24 protein-coding genes are annotated in these 20,189 nt (G+C 50.8%); 6 read left to right on the top strand and 18 right to left on the bottom strand.

The window, feature by feature from the left end; genetic code table 11:
• The 4 genes from GO013_RS10270 to tsaA are packed head-to-tail and all read left to right on the top strand — an operon-like array spanning nucleotide 1 to nucleotide 4,830.
• Nucleotides 1-1,299 carry an alkaline phosphatase family protein gene (locus GO013_RS10270; RefSeq protein ID WP_163810778.1) on the top strand — a complete coding sequence of 433 codons (1,299 nt, stop codon included), beginning with the start codon at nucleotides 1-3 and terminating at the stop codon, nucleotides 1,297-1,299.
• Nucleotides 1,300-3,432 (top strand): ATP-dependent helicase, encoded by a 2,133-nt coding sequence (locus GO013_RS10265; protein WP_163810776.1) that lies wholly within the window; start codon nucleotides 1,300-1,302, stop codon nucleotides 3,430-3,432.
• Between the two features lie 24 nt (nucleotides 3,433-3,456).
• A complete protein-coding gene (thiL, locus tag GO013_RS10260) occupies nucleotides 3,457-4,404 on the top strand; it encodes a thiamine-phosphate kinase (RefSeq protein WP_163810774.1) in 948 nt (315 codons plus the stop codon).
• Between the two features lie 21 nt (nucleotides 4,405-4,425).
• On the top strand, nucleotides 4,426-4,830 hold the full coding sequence (tsaA, locus tag GO013_RS10255) for a tRNA (N6-threonylcarbamoyladenosine(37)-N6)-methyltransferase TrmO (protein WP_163810772.1): 405 nt from the start codon (nucleotides 4,426-4,428) through the stop codon (nucleotides 4,828-4,830).
• A 463-nt stretch (nucleotides 4,831-5,293) separates the two neighbouring features.
• Here the strand turns inward: tsaA and GO013_RS10250 are convergent, their stop codons facing one another.
• The 11 genes from GO013_RS10250 to GO013_RS10200 form a co-directional block, all read right to left on the bottom strand.
• Entirely contained in the window at nucleotides 5,294-5,869 is a 576-nt protein-coding gene (locus GO013_RS10250) for a DUF5698 domain-containing protein (RefSeq protein ID WP_163810770.1), read from the bottom strand.
• 206 nt (nucleotides 5,870-6,075) lie between these two features.
• Nucleotides 6,076-7,065 (bottom strand): ketol-acid reductoisomerase, encoded by a 990-nt coding sequence (gene ilvC / locus GO013_RS10245; RefSeq protein ID WP_163810768.1) that lies wholly within the window; start codon nucleotides 7,063-7,065, stop codon nucleotides 6,076-6,078.
• Between the two features lie 117 nt (nucleotides 7,066-7,182).
• The gene (ilvN, locus tag GO013_RS10240; RefSeq protein ID WP_163810766.1) at nucleotides 7,183-7,674 is read right to left on the bottom strand and encodes an acetolactate synthase small subunit; all 492 of its coding nucleotides are present in this window, start codon (nucleotides 7,672-7,674) and stop codon (nucleotides 7,183-7,185) included.
• Between the two features lie 10 nt (nucleotides 7,675-7,684).
• Complete coding sequence (gene ilvB, locus GO013_RS10235; protein WP_163810764.1) at nucleotides 7,685-9,376, bottom strand: biosynthetic-type acetolactate synthase large subunit; 1,692 nt, start codon at nucleotides 9,374-9,376, stop codon at nucleotides 7,685-7,687.
• Between the two features lie 3 nt (nucleotides 9,377-9,379).
• A complete protein-coding gene (locus GO013_RS10230) occupies nucleotides 9,380-9,610 on the bottom strand; it encodes a DUF465 domain-containing protein (protein ID WP_163810762.1) in 231 nt (76 codons plus the stop codon).
• Between the two features lie 20 nt (nucleotides 9,611-9,630).
• Nucleotides 9,631-9,948 carry a DUF167 domain-containing protein gene (locus tag GO013_RS10225; RefSeq protein WP_163810760.1) on the bottom strand — a complete coding sequence of 106 codons (318 nt, stop codon included), beginning with the start codon at nucleotides 9,946-9,948 and terminating at the stop codon, nucleotides 9,631-9,633.
• 7 nt (nucleotides 9,949-9,955) lie between these two features.
• Nucleotides 9,956-10,459, bottom strand: coding sequence for a DivIVA domain-containing protein (locus GO013_RS10220; RefSeq protein WP_163810758.1), 504 nt, complete (start codon nucleotides 10,457-10,459; stop codon nucleotides 9,956-9,958).
• 22 nt (nucleotides 10,460-10,481) lie between these two features.
• Nucleotides 10,482-10,790, bottom strand: coding sequence for a YggT family protein (locus GO013_RS10215; protein WP_203529526.1), 309 nt, complete (start codon nucleotides 10,788-10,790; stop codon nucleotides 10,482-10,484).
• A 112-nt stretch (nucleotides 10,791-10,902) separates the two neighbouring features.
• Complete coding sequence (locus tag GO013_RS10210) at nucleotides 10,903-11,568, bottom strand: HAD hydrolase-like protein (RefSeq protein WP_163810754.1); 666 nt, start codon at nucleotides 11,566-11,568, stop codon at nucleotides 10,903-10,905.
• A gap of 15 nt (nucleotides 11,569-11,583) precedes the next feature.
• Entirely contained in the window at nucleotides 11,584-12,369 is a 786-nt protein-coding gene (locus GO013_RS10205) for a hypothetical protein (RefSeq protein ID WP_163810752.1), read from the bottom strand.
• A 2-nt stretch (nucleotides 12,370-12,371) separates the two neighbouring features.
• A complete protein-coding gene (locus GO013_RS10200; protein ID WP_163810750.1) occupies nucleotides 12,372-12,770 on the bottom strand; it encodes a hypothetical protein in 399 nt (132 codons plus the stop codon).
• 228 nt (nucleotides 12,771-12,998) lie between these two features.
• Between GO013_RS10200 and GO013_RS10195 the strand changes: the two genes are divergently transcribed.
• Nucleotides 12,999-13,196 (top strand): twin-arginine translocase TatA/TatE family subunit, encoded by a 198-nt coding sequence (locus tag GO013_RS10195; RefSeq protein WP_203529514.1) that lies wholly within the window; start codon nucleotides 12,999-13,001, stop codon nucleotides 13,194-13,196.
• Nucleotides 13,197-13,376: 180 nt separating this feature from the next.
• Here the strand turns inward: GO013_RS10195 and pgsA are convergent, their stop codons facing one another.
• From pgsA to GO013_RS10180, 3 genes are read right to left on the bottom strand one after another with little or no spacing between them, the layout of a single operon-like run.
• Nucleotides 13,377-13,943, bottom strand: a complete 567-nt coding sequence (gene pgsA, locus GO013_RS10190) for a CDP-diacylglycerol--glycerol-3-phosphate 3-phosphatidyltransferase (RefSeq protein WP_163810748.1) — start codon at nucleotides 13,941-13,943, stop codon at nucleotides 13,377-13,379.
• A 19-nt stretch (nucleotides 13,944-13,962) separates the two neighbouring features.
• Nucleotides 13,963-14,853, bottom strand: coding sequence for a hypothetical protein (locus tag GO013_RS10185; protein WP_163810746.1), 891 nt, complete (start codon nucleotides 14,851-14,853; stop codon nucleotides 13,963-13,965).
• 14 nt (nucleotides 14,854-14,867) lie between these two features.
• Entirely contained in the window at nucleotides 14,868-15,764 is an 897-nt protein-coding gene (locus GO013_RS10180; RefSeq protein ID WP_163810744.1) for a hypothetical protein, read from the bottom strand.
• 157 nt (nucleotides 15,765-15,921) lie between these two features.
• On the opposite strand from GO013_RS10180, the gene sixA reads away from it, so the two are divergent.
• A complete protein-coding gene (sixA, locus tag GO013_RS10175) occupies nucleotides 15,922-16,410 on the top strand; it encodes a phosphohistidine phosphatase SixA (RefSeq protein WP_163810743.1) in 489 nt (162 codons plus the stop codon).
• Here sixA and miaA read toward each other — a convergent pair.
• The 4 genes from miaA to GO013_RS10155 are packed head-to-tail and all read right to left on the bottom strand — an operon-like array spanning nucleotide 16,407 to nucleotide 20,024.
• Nucleotides 16,407-17,339: a tRNA (adenosine(37)-N6)-dimethylallyltransferase MiaA gene (gene miaA, locus GO013_RS10170; protein WP_163810741.1), complete on the bottom strand. Its 933-nt coding sequence runs from the start codon at nucleotides 17,337-17,339 to the stop codon at nucleotides 16,407-16,409. The two genes, sixA and miaA, sit on opposite strands and share 4 nt — an antisense overlap.
• A complete protein-coding gene (gene coaD / locus GO013_RS10165) occupies nucleotides 17,336-17,866 on the bottom strand; it encodes a pantetheine-phosphate adenylyltransferase (RefSeq protein WP_163810739.1) in 531 nt (176 codons plus the stop codon). The genes miaA and coaD overlap by 4 nt, the downstream gene beginning before the upstream one ends.
• Nucleotides 17,854-18,414 carry a 16S rRNA (guanine(966)-N(2))-methyltransferase RsmD gene (gene rsmD / locus GO013_RS10160; RefSeq protein WP_163810737.1) on the bottom strand — a complete coding sequence of 187 codons (561 nt, stop codon included), beginning with the start codon at nucleotides 18,412-18,414 and terminating at the stop codon, nucleotides 17,854-17,856. Before rsmD ends, coaD begins: the two co-directional genes overlap by 13 nt.
• Before the next feature lie 2 nt (nucleotides 18,415-18,416).
• Nucleotides 18,417-20,024, bottom strand: a complete 1,608-nt coding sequence (locus GO013_RS10155) for an MBL fold metallo-hydrolase (protein ID WP_163810735.1) — start codon at nucleotides 20,022-20,024, stop codon at nucleotides 18,417-18,419.
• Nucleotides 20,025-20,189: the final 165 nt, after the last annotated feature.

The following is a 20,189-nucleotide window of genomic DNA, read 5'->3' as shown; positions in this document are numbered from 1 at the left end:
ATGTCTATTCTACTTTCTTCAAAACCACGTTCACGCCTGGTTGTACTGGGGTTGGACGGAATGCCGCTCGACCTTGCGCTTCAGCTTGGAGCGAGCCTGCCCAACATCCGCCGACTGGCGCAACACGCAACCACCGTCAAAGCGGAACTCCCAGAACTTTCGCCAGTTAACTGGACCGCCTTCTTTACAGGAGAAGGCCCGGAAAAACACGGTATTTTCGGTTTTTCCCATTTGGACCCGCAGACCTATCAAATGCGAATCACGAACAGCCTGGATGTGACGTGTCCCACCATCTTTGACCGTCTTGGCACCCACGGCATTCTTTCCCGCATCATCAACCTGCCCGGTACCTATCCAGTGCGTCAACTTCGGGGGATGTGCATTTCCGGTTTTGTTTCTCTCGACATTGAAAAAGCTGTTTACCCCTCGTTTTTAAAAGAAAAACTTTGCTCGATAAACTACAAGCTCGAAGCGGACACCAACCGGGGACAACAGGATCTCGACTACCTGCTTGCAGAACTGCGCGCGACTCTACATTCCCGATTGAATGCGTTGGACATGCTCTGGCCGGACCTTGGCTGGGACCTGTTTATTCACGTCTTCACTGAAACGGATCGGCTTTTCCACTTCTTCATGGATGCGGTGCTTCACACGGATCACCCCTCTCATTTAAAATGCCTGCGCTTTCTTGCGGATTGGGATCACGCCATCGGCCTGTTCCTGAAACGATATGATGCTCTGCCCGGTCCCAAACGACTGCTGGTGCTGGCTGACCACGGTTTTACCGAACTAAAAACCGAAGTCTGCCTGAACACCTGGCTCAAACAACAGGGATTCCTGACGCTTTCCGGCACCCCTGACGACGAGTGGGATGCCTCGAAACTCTCGTCAGAATCCCAGGCCTTTGCCCTTGATCCGGGTCGAATCTACATTCACTCCGCCACACGCTTTGGCCGAGGGCGAGTGTCTGAACAGAACATCCCCGCATTGATCAACACCATCAGACACGGACTGCTCCAACTGACATACAAAGGATCTCCGGTCCTCAAGGCTGTTCACACCCGAGACACCCTTTATCCCGGTGCTCATACCAATCAGGTCCCTGACCTAATCTGCGAAGCGCATCCCGGCTTTGACCTCAAGGCCAAATTCGATCGAACCGACATATTTGGTTTGCATGGACGGACAGGGACACATACGGTAGAAGGAGCACTGTTTTATGACACCGAAGATTCACAGCCGCGCTCCCTACGAGACATCGGCACCACAATACTCCAACACTTTGATATTAAAAAATAAATGAGCATAGATTTCGATAATGAACTGAATGAGGCCCAACGCGAGGCAGCCCAGACGACCGAAGGGCCGGTTCTGGTTATCGCGGGTGCTGGTTCAGGAAAAACACGCACGATCGTGTACCGTCTGGCCCACTTGGTGGAAATGGGTGTTGACCCAAGCCAAATCCTGCTACTGACTTTCACCCGGAAGGCTGCTCAGGAAATGCTGACCCGGGCCGAGGAGATTCTCGGTCGGTCCCTCCATGGAACAGCTGGAGGCACCTTTCACTCCTTTGCCTATGCCACCTTGCGCCAGAATGCCATGGACATCGGCTTTGACAATGGGTTCACACTCATGGACAGAGCGGACAGTGAAAGCATCTGTAAAGATGTCAAGGATGACCTCAAACTCGGCAAAGGGGATCGCTCCTATCCGAGAAAATCCACCCTGCTGGACATGATTACCAAATCCCGCAACAAGGAATTACCTATCGAGACCATCCTGGAACGGGAAGCCTATCACCTTAATTCCTATCTCGATGACTTGAATGAAATTTCGGATGGTTATGCCCATTTCAAACGAACTCATGCGTTGATGGACTATGACGATCTGCTCTTTCTGCTGGACAAGCTTCTTACGGAAAACGAACCACTCCGCAACCAGCTCCAGACCAGATATCGCTACATCATGGTGGATGAATATCAGGACACCAATCTGGTACAGGCTCGAATCGTCAAACTACTGGCCGGAAAATCCGGCAATGTCATGGCCGTGGGTGATGACGCCCAATCCATTTATGCCTTTCGTGGGGCGAATGTCGCAAACATCCTTGAATTTCCTAAGATATTCAACAATGCCAAAGTGATTCGCCTTGAGAAGAACTATCGATCGGTTCAGCCCATTCTTGATTTGACCAATGAAATTCTCAAAGGGGCGACCACCAAATTCGACAAAAAACTCTATTCCGACCTCAAGAGTACGGTTCTACCCGAAGTGGTCCACCCGATCAGCGATCAAAGTCAGGCCAAGCTCGTGGTGGACCAGATTCTGGAATTCCGACGCAAGTATTCCTTGCACGATGTGGCAGTGCTGTTCCGGGCCGGATATCAATCATTCCCGTTGGAAGTGGCTTTGACGCGCATCGGCATCGACTATCAAAAATACGGTGGCATCCGCTTCCACGAAGCCGCACATATCAAAGATGTCCTGTCGTATCTCCGATTGGTCGTCAATCCCCACGACCTGCTGGCATGGCAACGAGCCTTGGACCACATCAAAGGTGTCGGCCCCAAAACCGTGGCAAAAATATATCAAGCGATTCATTCCAGAAACGACAAATATCTGGGTAAGATGACCAAAAAGCATGAACAGCTCGGCGAGCTGCTCGGAGAACTCAACAAACTCCGCGCCATGCCGCCCAAGCCGTCGGCCATTCTGGAATCCATTCTCGCGTTCTACCAGCCCATTCTTGCCGAAAAATACCCGGACGACTATCCGAAACGGCAAGCCGGGTTGGAACAGCTCAGCCAGATTGCCGTCAATTACACGGACATGGACCAACTTCTCGGCGATCTCAGTCTGGATGGCGACCCGGAAGAGGAAAAACGCAAAGAAAATGCGGTGGTTCTCTCAACGGTCCACTCTGCCAAAGGGCTTGAATGGTCCGCGGTCATCATTATTGATCTTGTAGAAGATCGGTTCCCTTCCCGACGGGCCATGCAACGGGCCGAGGACCTGGAAGAAGAACGCCGTCTGATGTACGTGGCCTGCACCCGCGCCAAAAAATGCCTCAAACTCTTCGTGCCCAGCTCTGTCTATAACCGGGCCAGCGGCATGTCAGAGCCGACTTTGCCCAGTCCGTTCATTCTCGAACTGCCGGACACGGTCTTTGATCGAGTGAACGAGTCCTATGGTGGAGGTCTGGAAAAACGTCGCAAGCGCGGCACCCCCGGTGCCACCCCCTTGTCACGGCCAAGCACGCCATCGAACAGCGTCGCCCCATCCAAGCCAGACCCGTCCAAACTCGGCTTTTGCCGACACAAGATCTTTGGTAAAGGGAAAATTATTGCCCGGATCGAACCCAACAAATATCGGATCAACTTCCCGGGCTTCGGTCTCAAAGTCATCATCGAAGATTATCTTGAACTTTTATAACTGATTGAAATACAGAGATATGCCATGAAAAGTGAAGCGGAATTCCTTGAACTGATCGATACCTACTTCAAACGCCACAGTGATTTTGTCTCGCTGGGACGCGGAGACGACTGCGCGATTCTGACCGGCGGCAAGGACATGTGCGTGTCGTCCGATCTTTTCCTGGAAGGTGTCCACTTCCGGCACGACTACTTCTCTGCTTCGGATATCGGATACAAGGCCCTGGCAGTCAACATCAGTGACATCGCGGCCATGGGAGCCAAGCCCGTGGCCTTCACCATGGACCTCATGGTTCCCCCATCGCTGGACGACTCATTCTGGACCGATTTTTTCAAATCCATGGGCATGTTAGCACGCCAAAACGATCTCATCCTCGCTGGCGGCGATCTCAGCCACGCACCAACGCTCGGCATTTCCCTGTCCATTTTCGGGGTCGCCGGTTCCAGAGGGTTCATCAAACGTCAACAATGCGCCTTTGGCGACGTCCTCTTCACCATTGGCGACTTCGGTCTGGCCCGGGCCGGACTCATGGCTCTCGAAGCCTCTGGTTCACGCGCACGGGAGACCATGCCAGCCTCGGTCATGGCGCATCTACGCCCCAAGCCAAAAGTCATGATCGGAACCCTGCTCAATGCGGCCGGAGTGACCAGTCTCATGGATGTTTCAGACGGATTGGCCAGAGATATTCCACGACTACTCGGCCCGGAACTCGGTGCTGATCTGACCATTTCGACAGACAATCTGCACACCGAAGTCAGTGAATATGCCCAGTCCCTTGGTGTTGATCCACTTGAATTTGCCATGCTTGGCGGCGAGGATTACGCACTTCTTGGGGCAGTTTCCCCATTCGAAGCAGGCAAAGCTGAATCGGTCCCTCACTTCACTCGTATCGGAACCGTGACAAAAACGCCTGGAATCACACTCAATGGCACGCAATTCACCACCCAAGGATTCGATCACTTCAACCACTAATCCATCACACAGGAGGCTCTCGTGGACACCACTCTCGTTCTTATCGGCGTTGTTCATTCTGACATAACGGATCTGGCCTCGGCTCCCAAGATGGAAAATGAACCCGGAGCCGTTCGAGCCACAATTGAGTTGGACCCGGCCTACGCAGCCGGGCTTGATGCCATGGACATCGGCTCCCAACTGGAAATATTCACCTGGCTGCACAAAGGCAACCGAAGTACCCTCAAAATTCACCCCCGAGGCGATCTCTCCCAGCCAAAACGCGGGGTTTTCTCCACACGCTCTCCTTCACGCCCCAACCCCATCGGTGTTCATCGAGTCACGCTCATCGATATCCAAAAACCAGCCACCCTCGTCGTCGAGCCACTCGAAGTGCTCGACAAAACACCGGTCATCGATATCAAAACCAAACCCAAGGGATATTGACCAACTTCCGATCCCCAGCGAAACCAGCCCTACCGGGGGTCGCCTTCAGCGAGACCACCCTACCGGGGGTCACCTTCGGTGCGACCAGGACGCTGTCCTGGACCTGCCAAAGAACCTTTTGAAAAAGGTTCTCTGGACTCTCCCAAACTTTTTAGGTCGCTTCGCGAGGGCTGTCGGCAGCATTTGTTCGTGCGGCTTTTGGGAGAACTTTGTAAAAAATTGTATTTTTTACAAATTCTAATGAAAAAATTTAAAATGTGCCTTTTCTTGACAACGTGCTTATTTCTTTACCCATCCCTTCTTTCATGTCCCTCCCCGCCTTCTTCAATCCCACTCAATAAATATCGTGGGAACCCGCCGAAGGCGCGCCAAAAAGTTCTGGAAGGGAGTCCAGAGGGGAACCTCTTCCAAGAGGTTCCCCTCTGGCCGCCGGAGGCATCCCCCCCTCGCGCCCCACTGTTCCTTATCCAATTTGTGGAACGACTTTTCGGATAGGACCAAGAAGCTTGTTGATCCGACTGCCGGAGGGGCTGTTTATGACACTGGCTCCACCTGCGGTTTCAAAGGTATAGAAAAGATCCGGGTCAATGGTCCTGGCAAGAGACAAAAGATGTTTCATGTCTTTTCGCTTGCAGACCACAAATTGTACGGTCACGGGACCATCGGAACCTTCTCCGGCAACAGTGGTAATCATGAACCCAGCTTCACGAACGGCGTGGGCGATATCATGCCCTTTCCACGCACTGATAATCCGCACAACGACATTGCCAAGCGCGAGCTTCTTTTCGGCGAGAATACCGACCACATTTCCACAGGCGAAACCGGCGGCATAACACACACCAAGCAACGGCTCCTTGCCGACATTCAACATGACCGCTGAAGTGCCGAAAATCCACAAGGTCATTTCCAGACAACCAAGGGAAAAAGCCGCTTTTGATTCACCGAGGACAGTCACCATGGTCCGAACGGTACCAAGCGTCAGCACCATGACCTCGATACAAAAGATAACTCCCCCAAGAAAAAGAACATCCATATTCATTGCACACCCTCATATTCAAATTTTGGATTGCGTGATTTATAGACGTTTTCCCCGACGGTCAAGCCTTTGTTAAACCTAAAATCAGATTTCTTAAAAGAAAGAAAAAATGGCGAACAACAAGGGTTTTCGGCCGCTCTGAACGGATAAGCCATAAAAAAAAGGTCGGCCCCGAAGGACCGACCAAATAGACATGCTCAATATATGAACTATTTTTTCAACCAGCTCATCATTTCACGGAGACGGCCACCAACTTCTTCGACCTGCGCTTCGGCACCGATACGACGCATGGTCTTCAAACCAACCTGACCGGCCTGGTTGTCGAGGATGAAATCACGGGCGAACTTGCCAGACTGAATGTCCTTCAAGACGCGACGCATTTCCTCACGGGTCTCATCAGTGATGATACGAGGACCAGTCACGTAATCGCCATATTCAGCGGTGTCAGAAATGGAATAACGCATATTTGCCATGCCACCCTCATACATGAGGTCAATGATGAGCTTCAGCTCATGCAGGCACTCAAAATACGCGATTTCCGGCTGATAACCGGCTTCAACCAAGGTGTCGAAACCAGCCTTGCACAAAGCGGTCAAACCGCCGCACAAAACGGCCTGTTCACCGAAAAGATCTGTTTCAGTCTCTTCCTTGAAAGTCGTTTCGATAACACCAGAACGCGTTCCACCAATACCCTTGGCATATGCCAAGGCGATATCCATGGCCTTGCCGGACGCGTCGTTTGCCACAGCGGCCAGACACGGAACAGCACCACCCTCGGTGTAGGTCCGACGCACGAGATGACCAGGGCCTTTGGGAGCAATCATGACGCAGTCAACACCCTTGGGCGGGACGATCTGCTGAAAATGCACATTGAAACCATGACCAAAGGCAATGACGTTGCCCTCTTCGAGGTAAGGAAGAATCTCATTAGCAAACACGACAGCCTGATGTTGATCCGGCAACAAGATCATGATCATGTCAGCCTGCTTGGCGGCTTCGGCAACGGACATCGGCTCAAAGCCGTGTTCCTTGGCCAAATCATAGTTGGGACCACCGGGACGCTGAGCGACGATGACATTGACACCGGAATCGCGAAGGTTCTGCGCATGGGCATGGCCCTGGCTACCGTACCCGACAACGGCCACGGTTTTATCTTTCAACAAATTCAAGTCAGCATCTTTCTCGTAATACACTTTCATGGGAATTCTCCTCATATTTTAGCCCTAACGGGCCACAATCTCTAGAATTATATAAACATGCACAAAAACCGGGCAAGGAGCAAAACCCCTGACCCGGTGTTGTTGCCTGATTGCGAATTATAAATCGATCTGCATGGAACGCTTCATGGCGACATTGCCAGTACGAGCTATTTCCTTGATACCGAAACGGGTGAGCAAATTGATTAGTGCACCAATCTTGCCCTGGTCGCCCGTCACCTCGATAATCAATTCATCGACGCTGACGTCTACAACCTTGCACCGGAAGATGTCAACAATTCGTAGTATCTCCGCGCGTTTTGAATCCTCGGCATTGACCTTGAGCAAGACCATTTCCCGGTCCACTGAGCTCAACTGAGTCAAATCCTTGACTTTAACGGTAGGAATAAGCTTTCGAAGCTGCTTGACAATCTGTTCAACAATGGCCTCGTCACCCTCGGCGACAATTGTCATGAGAGAAACGCCCTTCTCCAAGGTCGGGGCCACGTTCAAAGAATAAATGTTGAAACCACGCCCGGAAAACAATCCGGCCACACGAGACAAGACACCCGGCTCGTTTTCAACCATAACTGAAAGAGTATGCTTACTCATGGCGCGACTCCTAAACCAACAACATCTCGGTCAGTGAAGCACCGGCCGGGACCATGGGATACACGTTTTCTTCTCTCTCAACGCGGATATCCACAATAACGGGCTTGTCCACTTTGAAGGCCTCTCGAAGGGTTGATTCAACGTCCTTCTTCTCGGTCACACGAAATCCGGCGGCACCATAGGCCTCGGCCAGCTTCACGAAATCGGGCTGGGCATCCATACAGGTGGAACAGTAGTTCTTTTCATAGAAAAGCTCCTGCCACTGCCGGACCATGCCGAGATAGCCGTTGTTCAGGATGATGATCTTCACGGGCAACTTATTGCAGACCGCGGTCATCATTTCCTGAATACACATTTGAATGGACCCATCTCCGGCCACATCAATGACCAACTTGTCAGGGAATGCACGCTGCGCACCCAAGGCCGCAGGGAAACCATACCCCATGGTCCCCAATCCGCCAGAAGTCAGCAACGTGTTCGGTTTTTTGTATTTGTAGAACTGGGCAGCCCACATCTGATTTTGCCCGACCTCAGTGGCGATAATCGCATCACCTTCGGTTATTTCATAAATTTTTTCGACAACATACTGTGGCTTGATCGAAGTTTCATCATCATTGTAGGTCAAAGGATGCTCTGCAGCCCATCCCTGAACCTTTGAAACCCAATCGCCATAACTGGCTTTCCAGTCAAAATCTCCCAAAGAGACTTCAGTCTCTTTCTGGAGCGCGGCCAAGGCGGACTTGCAATCCGCGACCAACGGTACATGCACCGAAACATTTTTCTGAATGGATGTCGGATCAACATCGACATGAACAATCGTGGCATTGGGGGCAAAGGTATCGACCTTACCAGTCACACGGTCATCAAACCGCGCTCCCACCGCCAACAGCAAATCACAATTATTCACAGCCATATTCGCAGCATAGGTGCCATGCATCCCAAGCATCCCGAGAAACAAATCGTCATCACCGGGAAACGCGCCCAGCCCCATCAAGGTCGATGTCACCGGGATATTGAGAGTCTGACCAAGCCAAGTCAATTCATCGTGCCCCCCGGACGTAATCACACCACCGCCGGAATAAATCAACGGACGTTTGGCATTCTTGAGCAGCTTGACCACCTTGCGAATCTGGCCAACATGCGGTTTTTTCGTCGGTTTATAACTCCGCATCGACACGTCTTCCGGATAATGAAACTCGGCGAGCTGCTGCTGAATATCCTTGGGCAAATCCACCAAGACCGGACCGGGCCGACCAGAACGGGCCAGATAAAAGGCCTGTTTGACCGTCGAAGCCAGATCTTCAATATCCTGCACAAGATAATTGTGCTTGGTACAGGGCCGGGTGATCCCCACGATGTCCACTTCCTGGAACGCGTCGTTTCCAATCAGTGCGCGGGGTACCTGGCCTGTAAAAATAACCACCGGAATCGAATCGGCATAGGCCGTGGCAATACCGGTGACAGTATTGGTCGCACCGGGGCCGGAAGTGACGAGACAAACCCCGACGTGTCCAGTAGCCCTGGCGTAGCCGTCTGCCGCATGAATAGCACCCTGTTCGTGGCGTACTAGAATATGCTCGACAGACGACTTGGGGATTTCGTCAAAAATGTCGATAACGGCTCCCCCCGGGAAACCGAACATGACATCAACACCTTCCATTTCCAGACACTTGAGAAGGATCTGGGCCCCGGTTAATTTCATATCTTACGCCTCCGATTGACGATATTTGTCGAGCATATTTTGCAACTGCGTCTTGCCAGCGAGCTTTTTCTTTTTCAGCTCTTTCATTTCCTGTGTTTCTGTAGCGGAAAGGTAGGACTTGGACTCAAGCTTAGCCAACATTTTTCCATATGTTGCATGCTGTTCCCACAGAGCCTTCAACTGCGCGTCTTCGGCCCCGTGCATCTCAATCAATTCAAGGTCTTTGGCTTCCATGTTCTGCTCCTTTTTACAGGTTATCGCGGTGAGGAGTCAGGAAAAAGATTGCTCCAATCCGGCTCCCCCGTCGAACTTAATGCCAGAAGCTTTTTCCGGTTGGTGTGCCCGGAAACAATTGCCACCTGACTTTTTTTCACTTTCAATAGCTCGGCAACATATCGGACAAGACTTTTATTCGCCTTGTTATCGACTGCCGGAGCGTTCAAACGAATCTTGACGCACCCCTGATATTCTCCAGCCAGCTGGCTTTTTCGAGCACCAGGTTGAACCCATACGGCAATGTGCCAACAATCTTTATACCAACGAACACATTCAGGTCTGGAAGGAACTCCCATACCTTTCTCAATCAACTTTCTTTAAATATTTCAACTTGGACTCAAGTTCTTCAACCTTATCCCGCTCGGAGCTATCCGCCTCAATCATTTCGAGATGAGAATGCAGAAGCGCCTTGAGCTGAATCTCGAACTGCGTCCGATGCTTTTTCAAGCCTTCAATTTCTTCGTGAATCTGGGCCAAACGATTGTGGCCCTTCTGAACAGTGGCATCGGCCTTGAGACGGGCCTCATCGAGTATCAACTGCGCTTCCTTGGTGGCCGCGACCTTGAGATCATCCACCATTTTTTGCGTGCTCATGAGCGTATCCCGCAAGGTCTCGTCGCGTTGACGGTACTCGACCAGCGTCTTTTCCAACCGCTTGACCTTCTTGCGCATGTCTTTGCGAACATCAGCAAATTCGCCAAGCACTTCGGCCAATTCCATCATGAATTGATCCACTTCCACACGGGAATACCCAAAGACCCCGCGTGAAAATTGCTTATTCAGCAAATCGATCTTGGACACTGTCATGCCAGCCCTCCTCCGTGGTCAACTACATGGGAACGCCGGTACTCATGGAGTACGCGAGACGAGACAGATTTCCGACCACGACGATCTTGCACACCTGGATGGCAAGAATGACCACGATAGGTGAAAGATCAAACCCACCGACAACGGCAAAAGGCAGCCAGCGACGGATCTTATAAAAGACCGGCTCTGTCACGCCACGTAAAAACCGAACGATGGGATTGTACGGATCAGGATTGACCCAAGAAAGAAGAGCAGAAACAATAACGATCCAGAAGTATATTGTAAGGACTGTATCAGTGACATACGCCGTCGCTTGGACGAGTGAGCCCATAAAATCCATATATCCTCCAAAAGAATAGGAATACCTTAGTATCCACCATTAATACCAATGTGAGTAATTTCGCACACCGTATAGCAAGAATCAAGTCTTAAAATACCAGACTTCATCCTTTGTACACGCTTTCCATAGCCGCCTTGATCATTCCAAAATCATCAATGTGGACGTCAGCGGTCAGATTGGCGTCCCTATAGGCCCAAAAACGGACACCGGACGCCTCCGCTGTCTTTTGATCAACAATGGAATCACCAATATATGCAACTTCATGTGGTTGCACATCGTGTTCCCGTAAAATCGTCAAAACGCCTTCGGGATGCGGTTTCGGAACCGCGACCTTGTCCGACGTCATCACCGGATGAAAAAAGCCTTGAAGATCCATCAATGTCAAAATACCATCCATGGTATCCCCTCGACTGGTATTGACTGCCAGCCCAAAACCGGCATCTCGCAACCAACACAGGAATTCACGAACGCCTTCAGATCGCTTGAGATATTGATGCAGTGTTGATGAATCGTAATCCCGAACCAGTTCCCACGCCTCGTCAAAACGATCGGCAGGTACGATATGTTCCACCGCTTCCCTGTGCGTTCGCGAATGAACATAATATTTTTCCGAATCCGTCAGCGGAGGCAAGCCGAGTTTCTCCCGGATCATTCCATAATACTGCATATTGGCTTCATAGGACTGAATAAGCACACCATCACAGTCAAAAATAACGGTCTTGAGTCCCCCGAGCAATTCCGGGTTCACAGCCAAAGTGGCAACTGCCATATATTTCTCCTCGAATTATTTAACTATTCCAACAGTGACAGACTTGAGAGCCATCGGCATTCCTTCCGGTGCCTGACGACGTCCGGCAAACATCCATGCAGGCAACGTGGCCGTTCGCATTCCATTTTTTTTATCTTCGACAAAGTCTATGGACAGCTCTGTCCACGCCTCGATCACGTCCTGATCCGAACAGACCAGAATCGCTTCTTCAGGAAGAAAGGCGGGCAATGCTTCGATCACCCGTTGCCAGGGGAAAGAAAGAGTCTGGTCATCCATGGCACCGCCGGTATGACTCTGTACATTCCCGAGATTGACCACCCGTTCATTGATACGATCTTCGTCGTCCAATCCCAATGTCTGATCCATGGACTTCCAATTTGCCTTGATCCCCTGCTCCAATCCGGCCAATTCAATCATTCGTTCTTCAAAAAACCAGGCCAGAAGCAAAATAAATTGCGCCTTTGCACGCGCTTCCTTTGCCTCGCGCTCCTGCTTGGTTCCCAATCCATCGTCAAATTGACGGGTCAATTGTTTCTGAATGGACATGCTTGACCCTTCATAAAAGTCGTCGGATGTCATGGCCCCAAAATACGCCATTTCACTGGGGTCCTTGAACTGTTCTCCAAACCGCAAGCAATCATTGATGAGGGCTGTCGCCGTCTTGGAGTCAAGCGGAAGCTCGTCCGGACGAAACGCACCAGTCAAAATATCTTCATTCAATCCCGGATCAAAAAAACACAATCCTTCCAAGGAAGCACCCGTCCACAATTCAGGGTGCAGTGTGGGAAAAGAAAGCAACATGTTCATTCTCCTGATTTATCTGTGAGATCGAGTTCATGCCGTTCAATCGAGTAATGACGGCACCGTCCATGACACTTTGGCAGGCCATGAATACAAATGGCGTCCAATTGATTTCGACATCCCGGAAGTTCCACACCGGGTGAATAGGTATACATCTGGCAATGAAACACGTCCCGAGCCATCCGTTGAAATTGCGTGTCCCACAAATCCGGGATGCGCTCTTGTTCAACACCAAAAAACTCCGCCCGGGCAATGAAATCGTCAAACTTCGACTCCCACCTCGCAAGGACCTGGCACCGCCAGGACTTGGTATATCCGGGGTTCAGCCGTTCCTCGTAGAGGCACCGCCCCCGGACATAAAACAGACAGGTGTCTCCAGGCAATCGTGTTATATCATTCATGATAGCTCATTCTTGTTTGACATATGGGCTGCAACCGTGAACATACTCACTTCCCGGTCTTCGAAGATGTAAGGCGCATACCCTTGATTGTAAAGGATGAAGCAGCCATTTTATCCGCGTGGTGCCGGGACGCGAAAAGGGCTCAGAACCTTGACTGTGCATGTGCCCGGGTGTATAGGCTCAGTCAATAAATAATCATGCGGACTTTCACCAAATTGGAGGCAATATATGATCGGCGGATTCGGAGTTTGGGAACTGTTAATAATTCTCGTTATAGTCCTGGTCATCTTTGGTGCCAAAAAATTACCCGAAATTGGTGGTGGCATCGGCAAGGCCATCAGCAATTTCAAACGGGCAACAAGCGAACCTGACGAAATCGACGTCACCCCCAAAGACGATACAAACGAGAAAAAGAAAGAAAATTAATCGACATTCAGTCTTTTGAGACCATCAAGCCCGGTTCCTTTGGAATCGGGCTTTTCTCATATATTCGGTCCCAAAGTCCTTTCTACCCCACTTATCGAGAGTGTAAGTCTCTGGTTCGAGACGAAACACGCCCCCCCTCTCCGCGCCAATGCAACACACTGCCATACATTGGATGTGGCGTTATCCGTTAGTTCCCTCAGAAAACAGTTCAAAACCACGACGGACGTAGGCTATTCCAGAAATAATGGTCAAAAGAGCGGTGGTCCAAACCATCAAAGCTTGAATGGAAGGGAAATCCAAGCCGAAAGAGCGTTGGATCATGACAAAAATAACCAAAAAGATCTGGGCGGCGGTGGTGATTTTGCTGATCCAGATAGGATGAATCCGACTTCGAACTTCGATTCCCCAGAAATGAAGCACGGCCAACCCGCCAACAATAATGACATCACGACTGACAACCAGTACGGCAAACCAATCAGGAATCCACCCCTTGAGGGCAAGACAAATAAAAGAGGTCACGAGCAGGACTTTGTCGGCCAGCGGATCGAGCATGGCACCGAGCTGCGACCGCTGGTTCCATATCCGCGCCAAAAAGCCATCCAGCGCATCAGTCAACCCGGCAATGGCAAAGAGTATCCAGGCAAAATTGAAATTTTCGGAAATATACGCCATGACAAATGCCGGAGTCAAAAGAATCCGAATGATTGTCAGGATATTGGGAATCGTCCAAATGGCATCACGAGACACGGCGGTATGGCCTCCTCTCTTAGTCTCCCTGCGTCATTTGAAACATCAAACCACGCTGTGGCAGAAATGACTGTAACAACATATCCAGACGGTCGCGATTCAAAATCGTCACATCCCATGTCGCACCGACGCCAGTGGGCTGCATATCCATATCGACCAATTTTGCTTCCTGAACAGCCGACTCCCATCCTCTGAGAACACGATCAAACTCCAGGACACCATCCGGTGAAAACCAACCGGAAATCGTCAGCAGATTCATTTTGGGAGCCGTCGCCTTTGACTGCGACTGCCCAAAATACCGAGACCACACATCAACCCAGACCACCGCCAGGTCCTTGTTGATACTGAGCCATTCACGATTTTCCAGCACCAGACGCCCTTTATACGCATTTTCTTTGGTATATTCCAGAGAGAATGCCGGAAAAACAGTCTCTTCCAATTCCAGCCCTGTCAGGGTTACCAGTTCTTGCAATACGGCCATATCGTCTTTCGAAATATTCTCGGGCCACACCACGGATGCTGACAACGGAGTCTGCACTGTTTCAAAAAGCCCCATTCTTTTCATTTGGTCACGCAATGTCCGTCTATTCACCCGTACATCAATCCGCATGGACAGTCCGCCATCGACCTCTTTGGACGAAAGCAATTTGTACCCTTGAACATACGGTTCAGCGCGTCCGGTAAAATACATTTTCAGAGCTTCGGCACGCAGAAAATCCAAATCAGGCAGCATGAGCAGGGCCTCATCCACGACCGCCAGAGCAAACCCTTCTGCCATGGCTTCCGAACGCATTTTCATGGGAGAAACAGTCTCTTCCGTGGCACGAAAGACATCCACGGTCCCAGCCAAAGCCAGGGACTGAAACAAAACAACCGTCAGGACAACACCAATTCTCAAAATATTCCGCATTATCAAACTCATGCCTATTGTATTTCAGTTTCAATAATTTCCGAGGGAACGGAGTCATCAACAAGAATGACGACCGCACAATTCTCAACGATATTTCCGGCCTTCAAAACCGCACGGACCAAACTGGCCATGGATGATTCGATCACGACATCGGTGCGCCAGGAACCATAGGCACTGACTGCCTTGACCCGGAGAGGATTGTTCCCTACCCGTTCACGAAGGACCGTCAAATCAGACGTGTTTGCATAGGCGACAACGCCTTTATTGACGGCATTGGCTCGGCTCACCAAAAAAGCACCATATACCCCGAGTCCATCCTGACCATACACATTAGGTGCCAATGCAGGAGTCAAACGCATTCCCCGAGCGTCAATAACAAGCCCAGAGTATCCCGTTATCGCGGAACCAACCGCTTCAAGTTCTGTTTCACTCTGCTCCATATATGTGGAGAGTTTCGGCGGGATACCGCTTTGGAATTGAATGGTCGTCGGAAAAATCAACTCAGCCAGCTTTCCCCGAAATCGTTCCGAAACCTGCACACTGCCTTCTGTGTCCAGATGAGACGGTCCACGAAAAAGTGAATTGTGGACCAAACCTCGCACCTGACTCGCCAAGAGGCGATCATTCGCCAACGCACTGCTCACAGTCCGCTTGGCGTTGATTCGGGTGGACAAAACCATATCCAACAACAGCCGACGGGCCTTGGACACGGCTTTTCGAATCGCCAAAGGGGTATACGGAGTAACTTCATCGTCTTTTTTTTCAACGGATTGAACAACGGAAAGCTCACCACTCCCCCAGGCTATCGCCCCCCCCTCGCCAACGTGTTGGACGTATCCCTGAAAGGCATACGCCGAAGGAGTAAGCAAAAAAACCGACAATAAAATAGGAAGAACAAGACGAAGTGCCATATATGTAGTGTCCTCAAGTATTCAAAACCGCACGCGGCGTGAGATAATCAAACTCAACGGCATGTATCGTGGTTACCGCTTTTCTGCAAGCCGCTTGCCGCGCCCCCAAGCGAATGATACCATGACGAAATACGGCAACCAGATAGGGGAGTTGGACATGCGAATCCATTTAATGCAACACGGTGTCTGTCTGTCAAAAGAACTTGACAAACATCAGCCATTAAGTCCTGTGGGACGGGAACAAATCGAAAAATCAGCCCGAGCCGCACAGGTCCTCGGCCTGGGATTTGAACTGATCGTAACCAGCCCCAAAACCCGCACCTTGGAAACGGCCAGAATCATGGCGGAATACACGGGATATCCCCCGTCAAGAATTCAGGTGACCGACGTTGTCACGGCCATGACACCTGCACAAAAGACACTCGACTACATCCGCGATTACAACGGGTTGGAATCAATACTCATTGTAGGGCATCTTCCCTCACTCGGAGCCTTGGCGTCCCACATTCTGACGACACGAACTCCAGTAGATATCGCCATCGAGAATGGCGGTCTCATGCAACTTGAGATGGACATGACCCACCAATGCGGAACATTGAACTGGTATTTGACCCCCGTACAATTGGGTGTCATCGGAGAAAGTTAATCGTCGAAACCAGCCAGCCACTGCTCCACACAATCGGCAATTGCTTCATTTTGCCCGGGAGCAAACCAGATAATATCTGATTCCTTCTTGAACCAGGTGATTTGCCGCTTCGCATAGGCCCGGGTATTCTTTATCCACGCATCCCTGGCCTGCTCAAGCGAGAATTCTTTTTGCAAAAAGGCGAACAATTCAGCGCACCCAATGCCGGTCCACCCCGGCGCATCCGGATTGGAACACCGCACCAAGGCCGCCTTGGCCTCGTCCACAGCTCCCTGCTCCACCATCTCGCCGATCCGTTCGGCCAAACGCGGAGTCAATTCATTCAAATCCACTTTCATACCGATTTTCAAAGCGTCATACGGAGCCGGAGCGTATTCGCTTTCCGTATGCCACCATGTCATGGTCCGACCTGTGGACAGATATACTTCCGCGGCCCGGGCGTTGCGCTGGGTATCATTCGGATGAATTTTGGCGGCATAGTCAGGATCGGTCAGCTTCAATTCCGCATGAAGCACCTGTGGTCCTTCGACCGCAATTCGATCAAGAACCTGCTGCCGGACCTGTGCAGGAATTTCAGGGATGGGTGCAATCCCTGAAAGCAGGGACCGCAAATACAATCCGGTCCCGCCGACAAGAATGGGTAAACGCCCCTGCTCTCGGACCGCTTCGATTTGCTCCACCGCCATGGCAACAAATCGGGCAGCAGTCATTTTATCTTCGGTATCCAAGAAACCGTACAAGAGATGCGGACACACGGCCTGCTCCTCAACGTCCGGCTGCGCAGTAATACGGGGGAAATCCCGGTAGACCTGTCTGGAATCAAAGTTGATGACAGAGGCTGCCACCCGTTTGGAAACAGCGATAGCGGCTGCGGTCTTGCCGGTTCCGGTCGGCCCCAGCAAACATACTATGGGAGGTTTTCTGCTCATTTCCCTTTCTTCTTGTTGCCACCGCACCCATAGGAAAAGCCGTACTTGATATTCAGAGCCTTCACGACGGGACCAGGGACCAGTCCACACACATCTCCACCGTATTCAGCGACTTCCTTCACGATCGTGGAACTCAGGTACATCCACTTGAAATCGGTCATCATGAAAACGGTTTCAATCTCGGGTACCAATTTTCGGTTCATGAGCGCCATCTGAAATTCATATTCAAAATCGGAAACCGCACGCAGACCACGCATGATCGCTTCCGCGCCCTTGTCCTGAACATAATCGATCAACAGGCAATCGAATGGTTCGACAATGACATTGGGTTCATCGCGAAAAACCTCTTTCGCCAATTCAACACGTTCCTCAATGGAAAATAACGTTTTTTTGGGGGTACTTTGTGCAACAGCCAAAATAACCGTATCAAAAACTTTCAGGCCACGCCGAGTCAAGCTCACATGTCCCATGGTCAAGGGATCGAATGTTCCGGGGTACACTGCCAGACGAGGGTCTAATTCCGCCATAAAAATATCCTGGTTTGACCGTATTCACGATCTGTTAATACATCCATTTCCGCAATCGGCCCTTCTGTTGGAGCTTTCACAGCTGTTTCCACTTCGGCAAGGACCAGCGCGCCGGGTGCGATCCACCCTTTCTGTAACGCCTTTTCCAAAGCCGGGACCAATAAGTCTTTTCCATAGGGCGGGTCAATAAAAACCAGATCAAAAGGTATTTCCGGTTTCTGGGACAATACACCAAAAAGGTCCTTACTGACCACCCTTGCGCTTTCTCTCGCAACTCCCAAGTCAGCCAGATTCTTTCGTATCAACCCAGCGGCCTTTGAACTTTTCTCAATAAACCAGGCTGTTGTCGCACCTCGACTCAGGCATTCAACCCCCAGACTGCCTGAGCCTGCAAACATGTCAATGACACGAACTGTCGCAAAATCCACACCCCGCGCCATCAGCATGGAAAAAATGGATTCACGCACTTTCATGGTGGCCGGTCGATAGCCCGGCCCTTCGCAGGTTTTGAGCCTGCGTCCCTTGTATTTTCCGCCAACAATTCTCATAGTTACATTTCCGAGACAAGTTCAACAATATGACGATTAATATCAAGCAGTTTGTCTCGTAATTCCGCCTGATCGACCCATGGCCGGTCCTCGACACCTTTCACCCGTTCCCGCAACTCCTCGTACAGTTTTTCGGAATCCGCCAACAGGAAACTCCAATCCACCCGGGGGCGGGCAACGGCCATATCCACCACAGGCTGAAATTCCCGCCCGGGTTCCAATTCAATTTCTTCCATATATTCAGGAATATGCACTTCAAAACCAAATTTCTCGGTAATAAGTGCACCAAATTCCTTCTGGACCTCGGCTTCGCCGTGCACGAGAATGACCTTCATCGGTTTCCCCTGCATCGTCCCCAGCCAATTCATCAGCTCATCCTGTCCGGCATGGCCGGAAAATCCATTGATGGTAAACACCTTGGCGTTAATCGCCACTTCTTCACCAAAAATCCGAATCTTTTTCGCACCGCCAACGATCTTTCGCCCGGGTGTTCCAACGCCCTGCCATCCGACAAAGACCACACTGGCACCAGAACGCCATAAATTATGCCGCAAATGGTGCTTGATACGTCCGGCATTCGCCATGCCGCTGGCGGATATCACGACTGCCGGACCTCGCGTCTCATTAATAGCCTGCGATTGTTCCCGACTCTCGGTAAATTTCAGATTGGGAAGATCCAGAGGATTCTCCCCATTCTTGATAAGCTCTTGTGTTTCATTGTCAAAAAACTCAGGGTGCTTCCTGAAAATTTCCGTCGCACGGATTGCCAACGGGCTATCCAGATACACGGGCATGTCGTCGGGCAGTTTTCCCTGTTTTCTCAACAAAAACAAGCTGTAAATAATCTGTTGGGACCGTTCCACGGCAAACGCCGGAATAACAACCTTTTCTCCGTGCTTGTAGCTATAGGCAATGGCCTCGCCCAGTTCTTCCAGACTTCCTTCTTCATCCTTGTGATTTCGATTCCCGTAGGTCGATTCGAGAAACAGGTAGTCTGCGCAATCCACATCGCTGGGGTCCTCGACAATCAACTGTTCAGGTCGGCCCAGGTCGCCCGAAAAAACCGCCTTGGTCTTCTTGCCGTCCTGCTCATATTCGATTTCAATAAAGGCCGACCCCAAGATATGCCCGGCATTCATATAGGTGACCTTGATTCCTGGCGCGGGTTCAAATGTCTCCGAATACTTAACGGTCGCGAACAGCGGGATGGTCTTCTCGGCATCTGGAATGGCATACAATGGCCGTACCGGCTGCCCACCGGTCCGCAACCGCTTGCGGTTGGTCCATTCCGCTTCCATCTCCTGAATGTGCGCACTGTCGAGCAACATGATCTCCAACAAATCCCGAGTTGGTGCCGTGCAATAGATGGGATTCTTGAATCCTTTGGAGACAAGAGCCGGAAGGAGTCCGGTATGATCAATATGCGCATGGGTTATCAGGATAAAATCCAAATTTTTCCCATCATAATTCTCAAGATTCCAGTTCCGCTTTTCAATTTCCTTATTGCCCTGATGCAAACCGCAATCAACAGCAAACCGCGTGTTCCCACATTCAAGAATATAGCAGGAGCCACTGACGGTTCGAGCCGCGCCCATGAAAGTAATTTTCATTGATGTTCCTTTGCTTGTCATCTCCCTGTGGAAAGTGGCAAAATCCGCTTTCGAAAGAAGAAGAATCTGTGTACTGTGTCTACAAGCGGGATTCGATATCCGCCGTCACAATTACATGCCTTATAAACCGTTTCCAGGCAACAATTCCAATCGACATCCAAGGAG

This window comes from Pseudodesulfovibrio sp. JC047, assembly GCF_010468615.1.
In the GTDB taxonomy this organism is placed as follows: domain Bacteria; phylum Desulfobacterota; class Desulfovibrionia; order Desulfovibrionales; family Desulfovibrionaceae; genus Pseudodesulfovibrio.
This window is presented reverse-complemented; position numbering and strand designations above follow the sequence as displayed.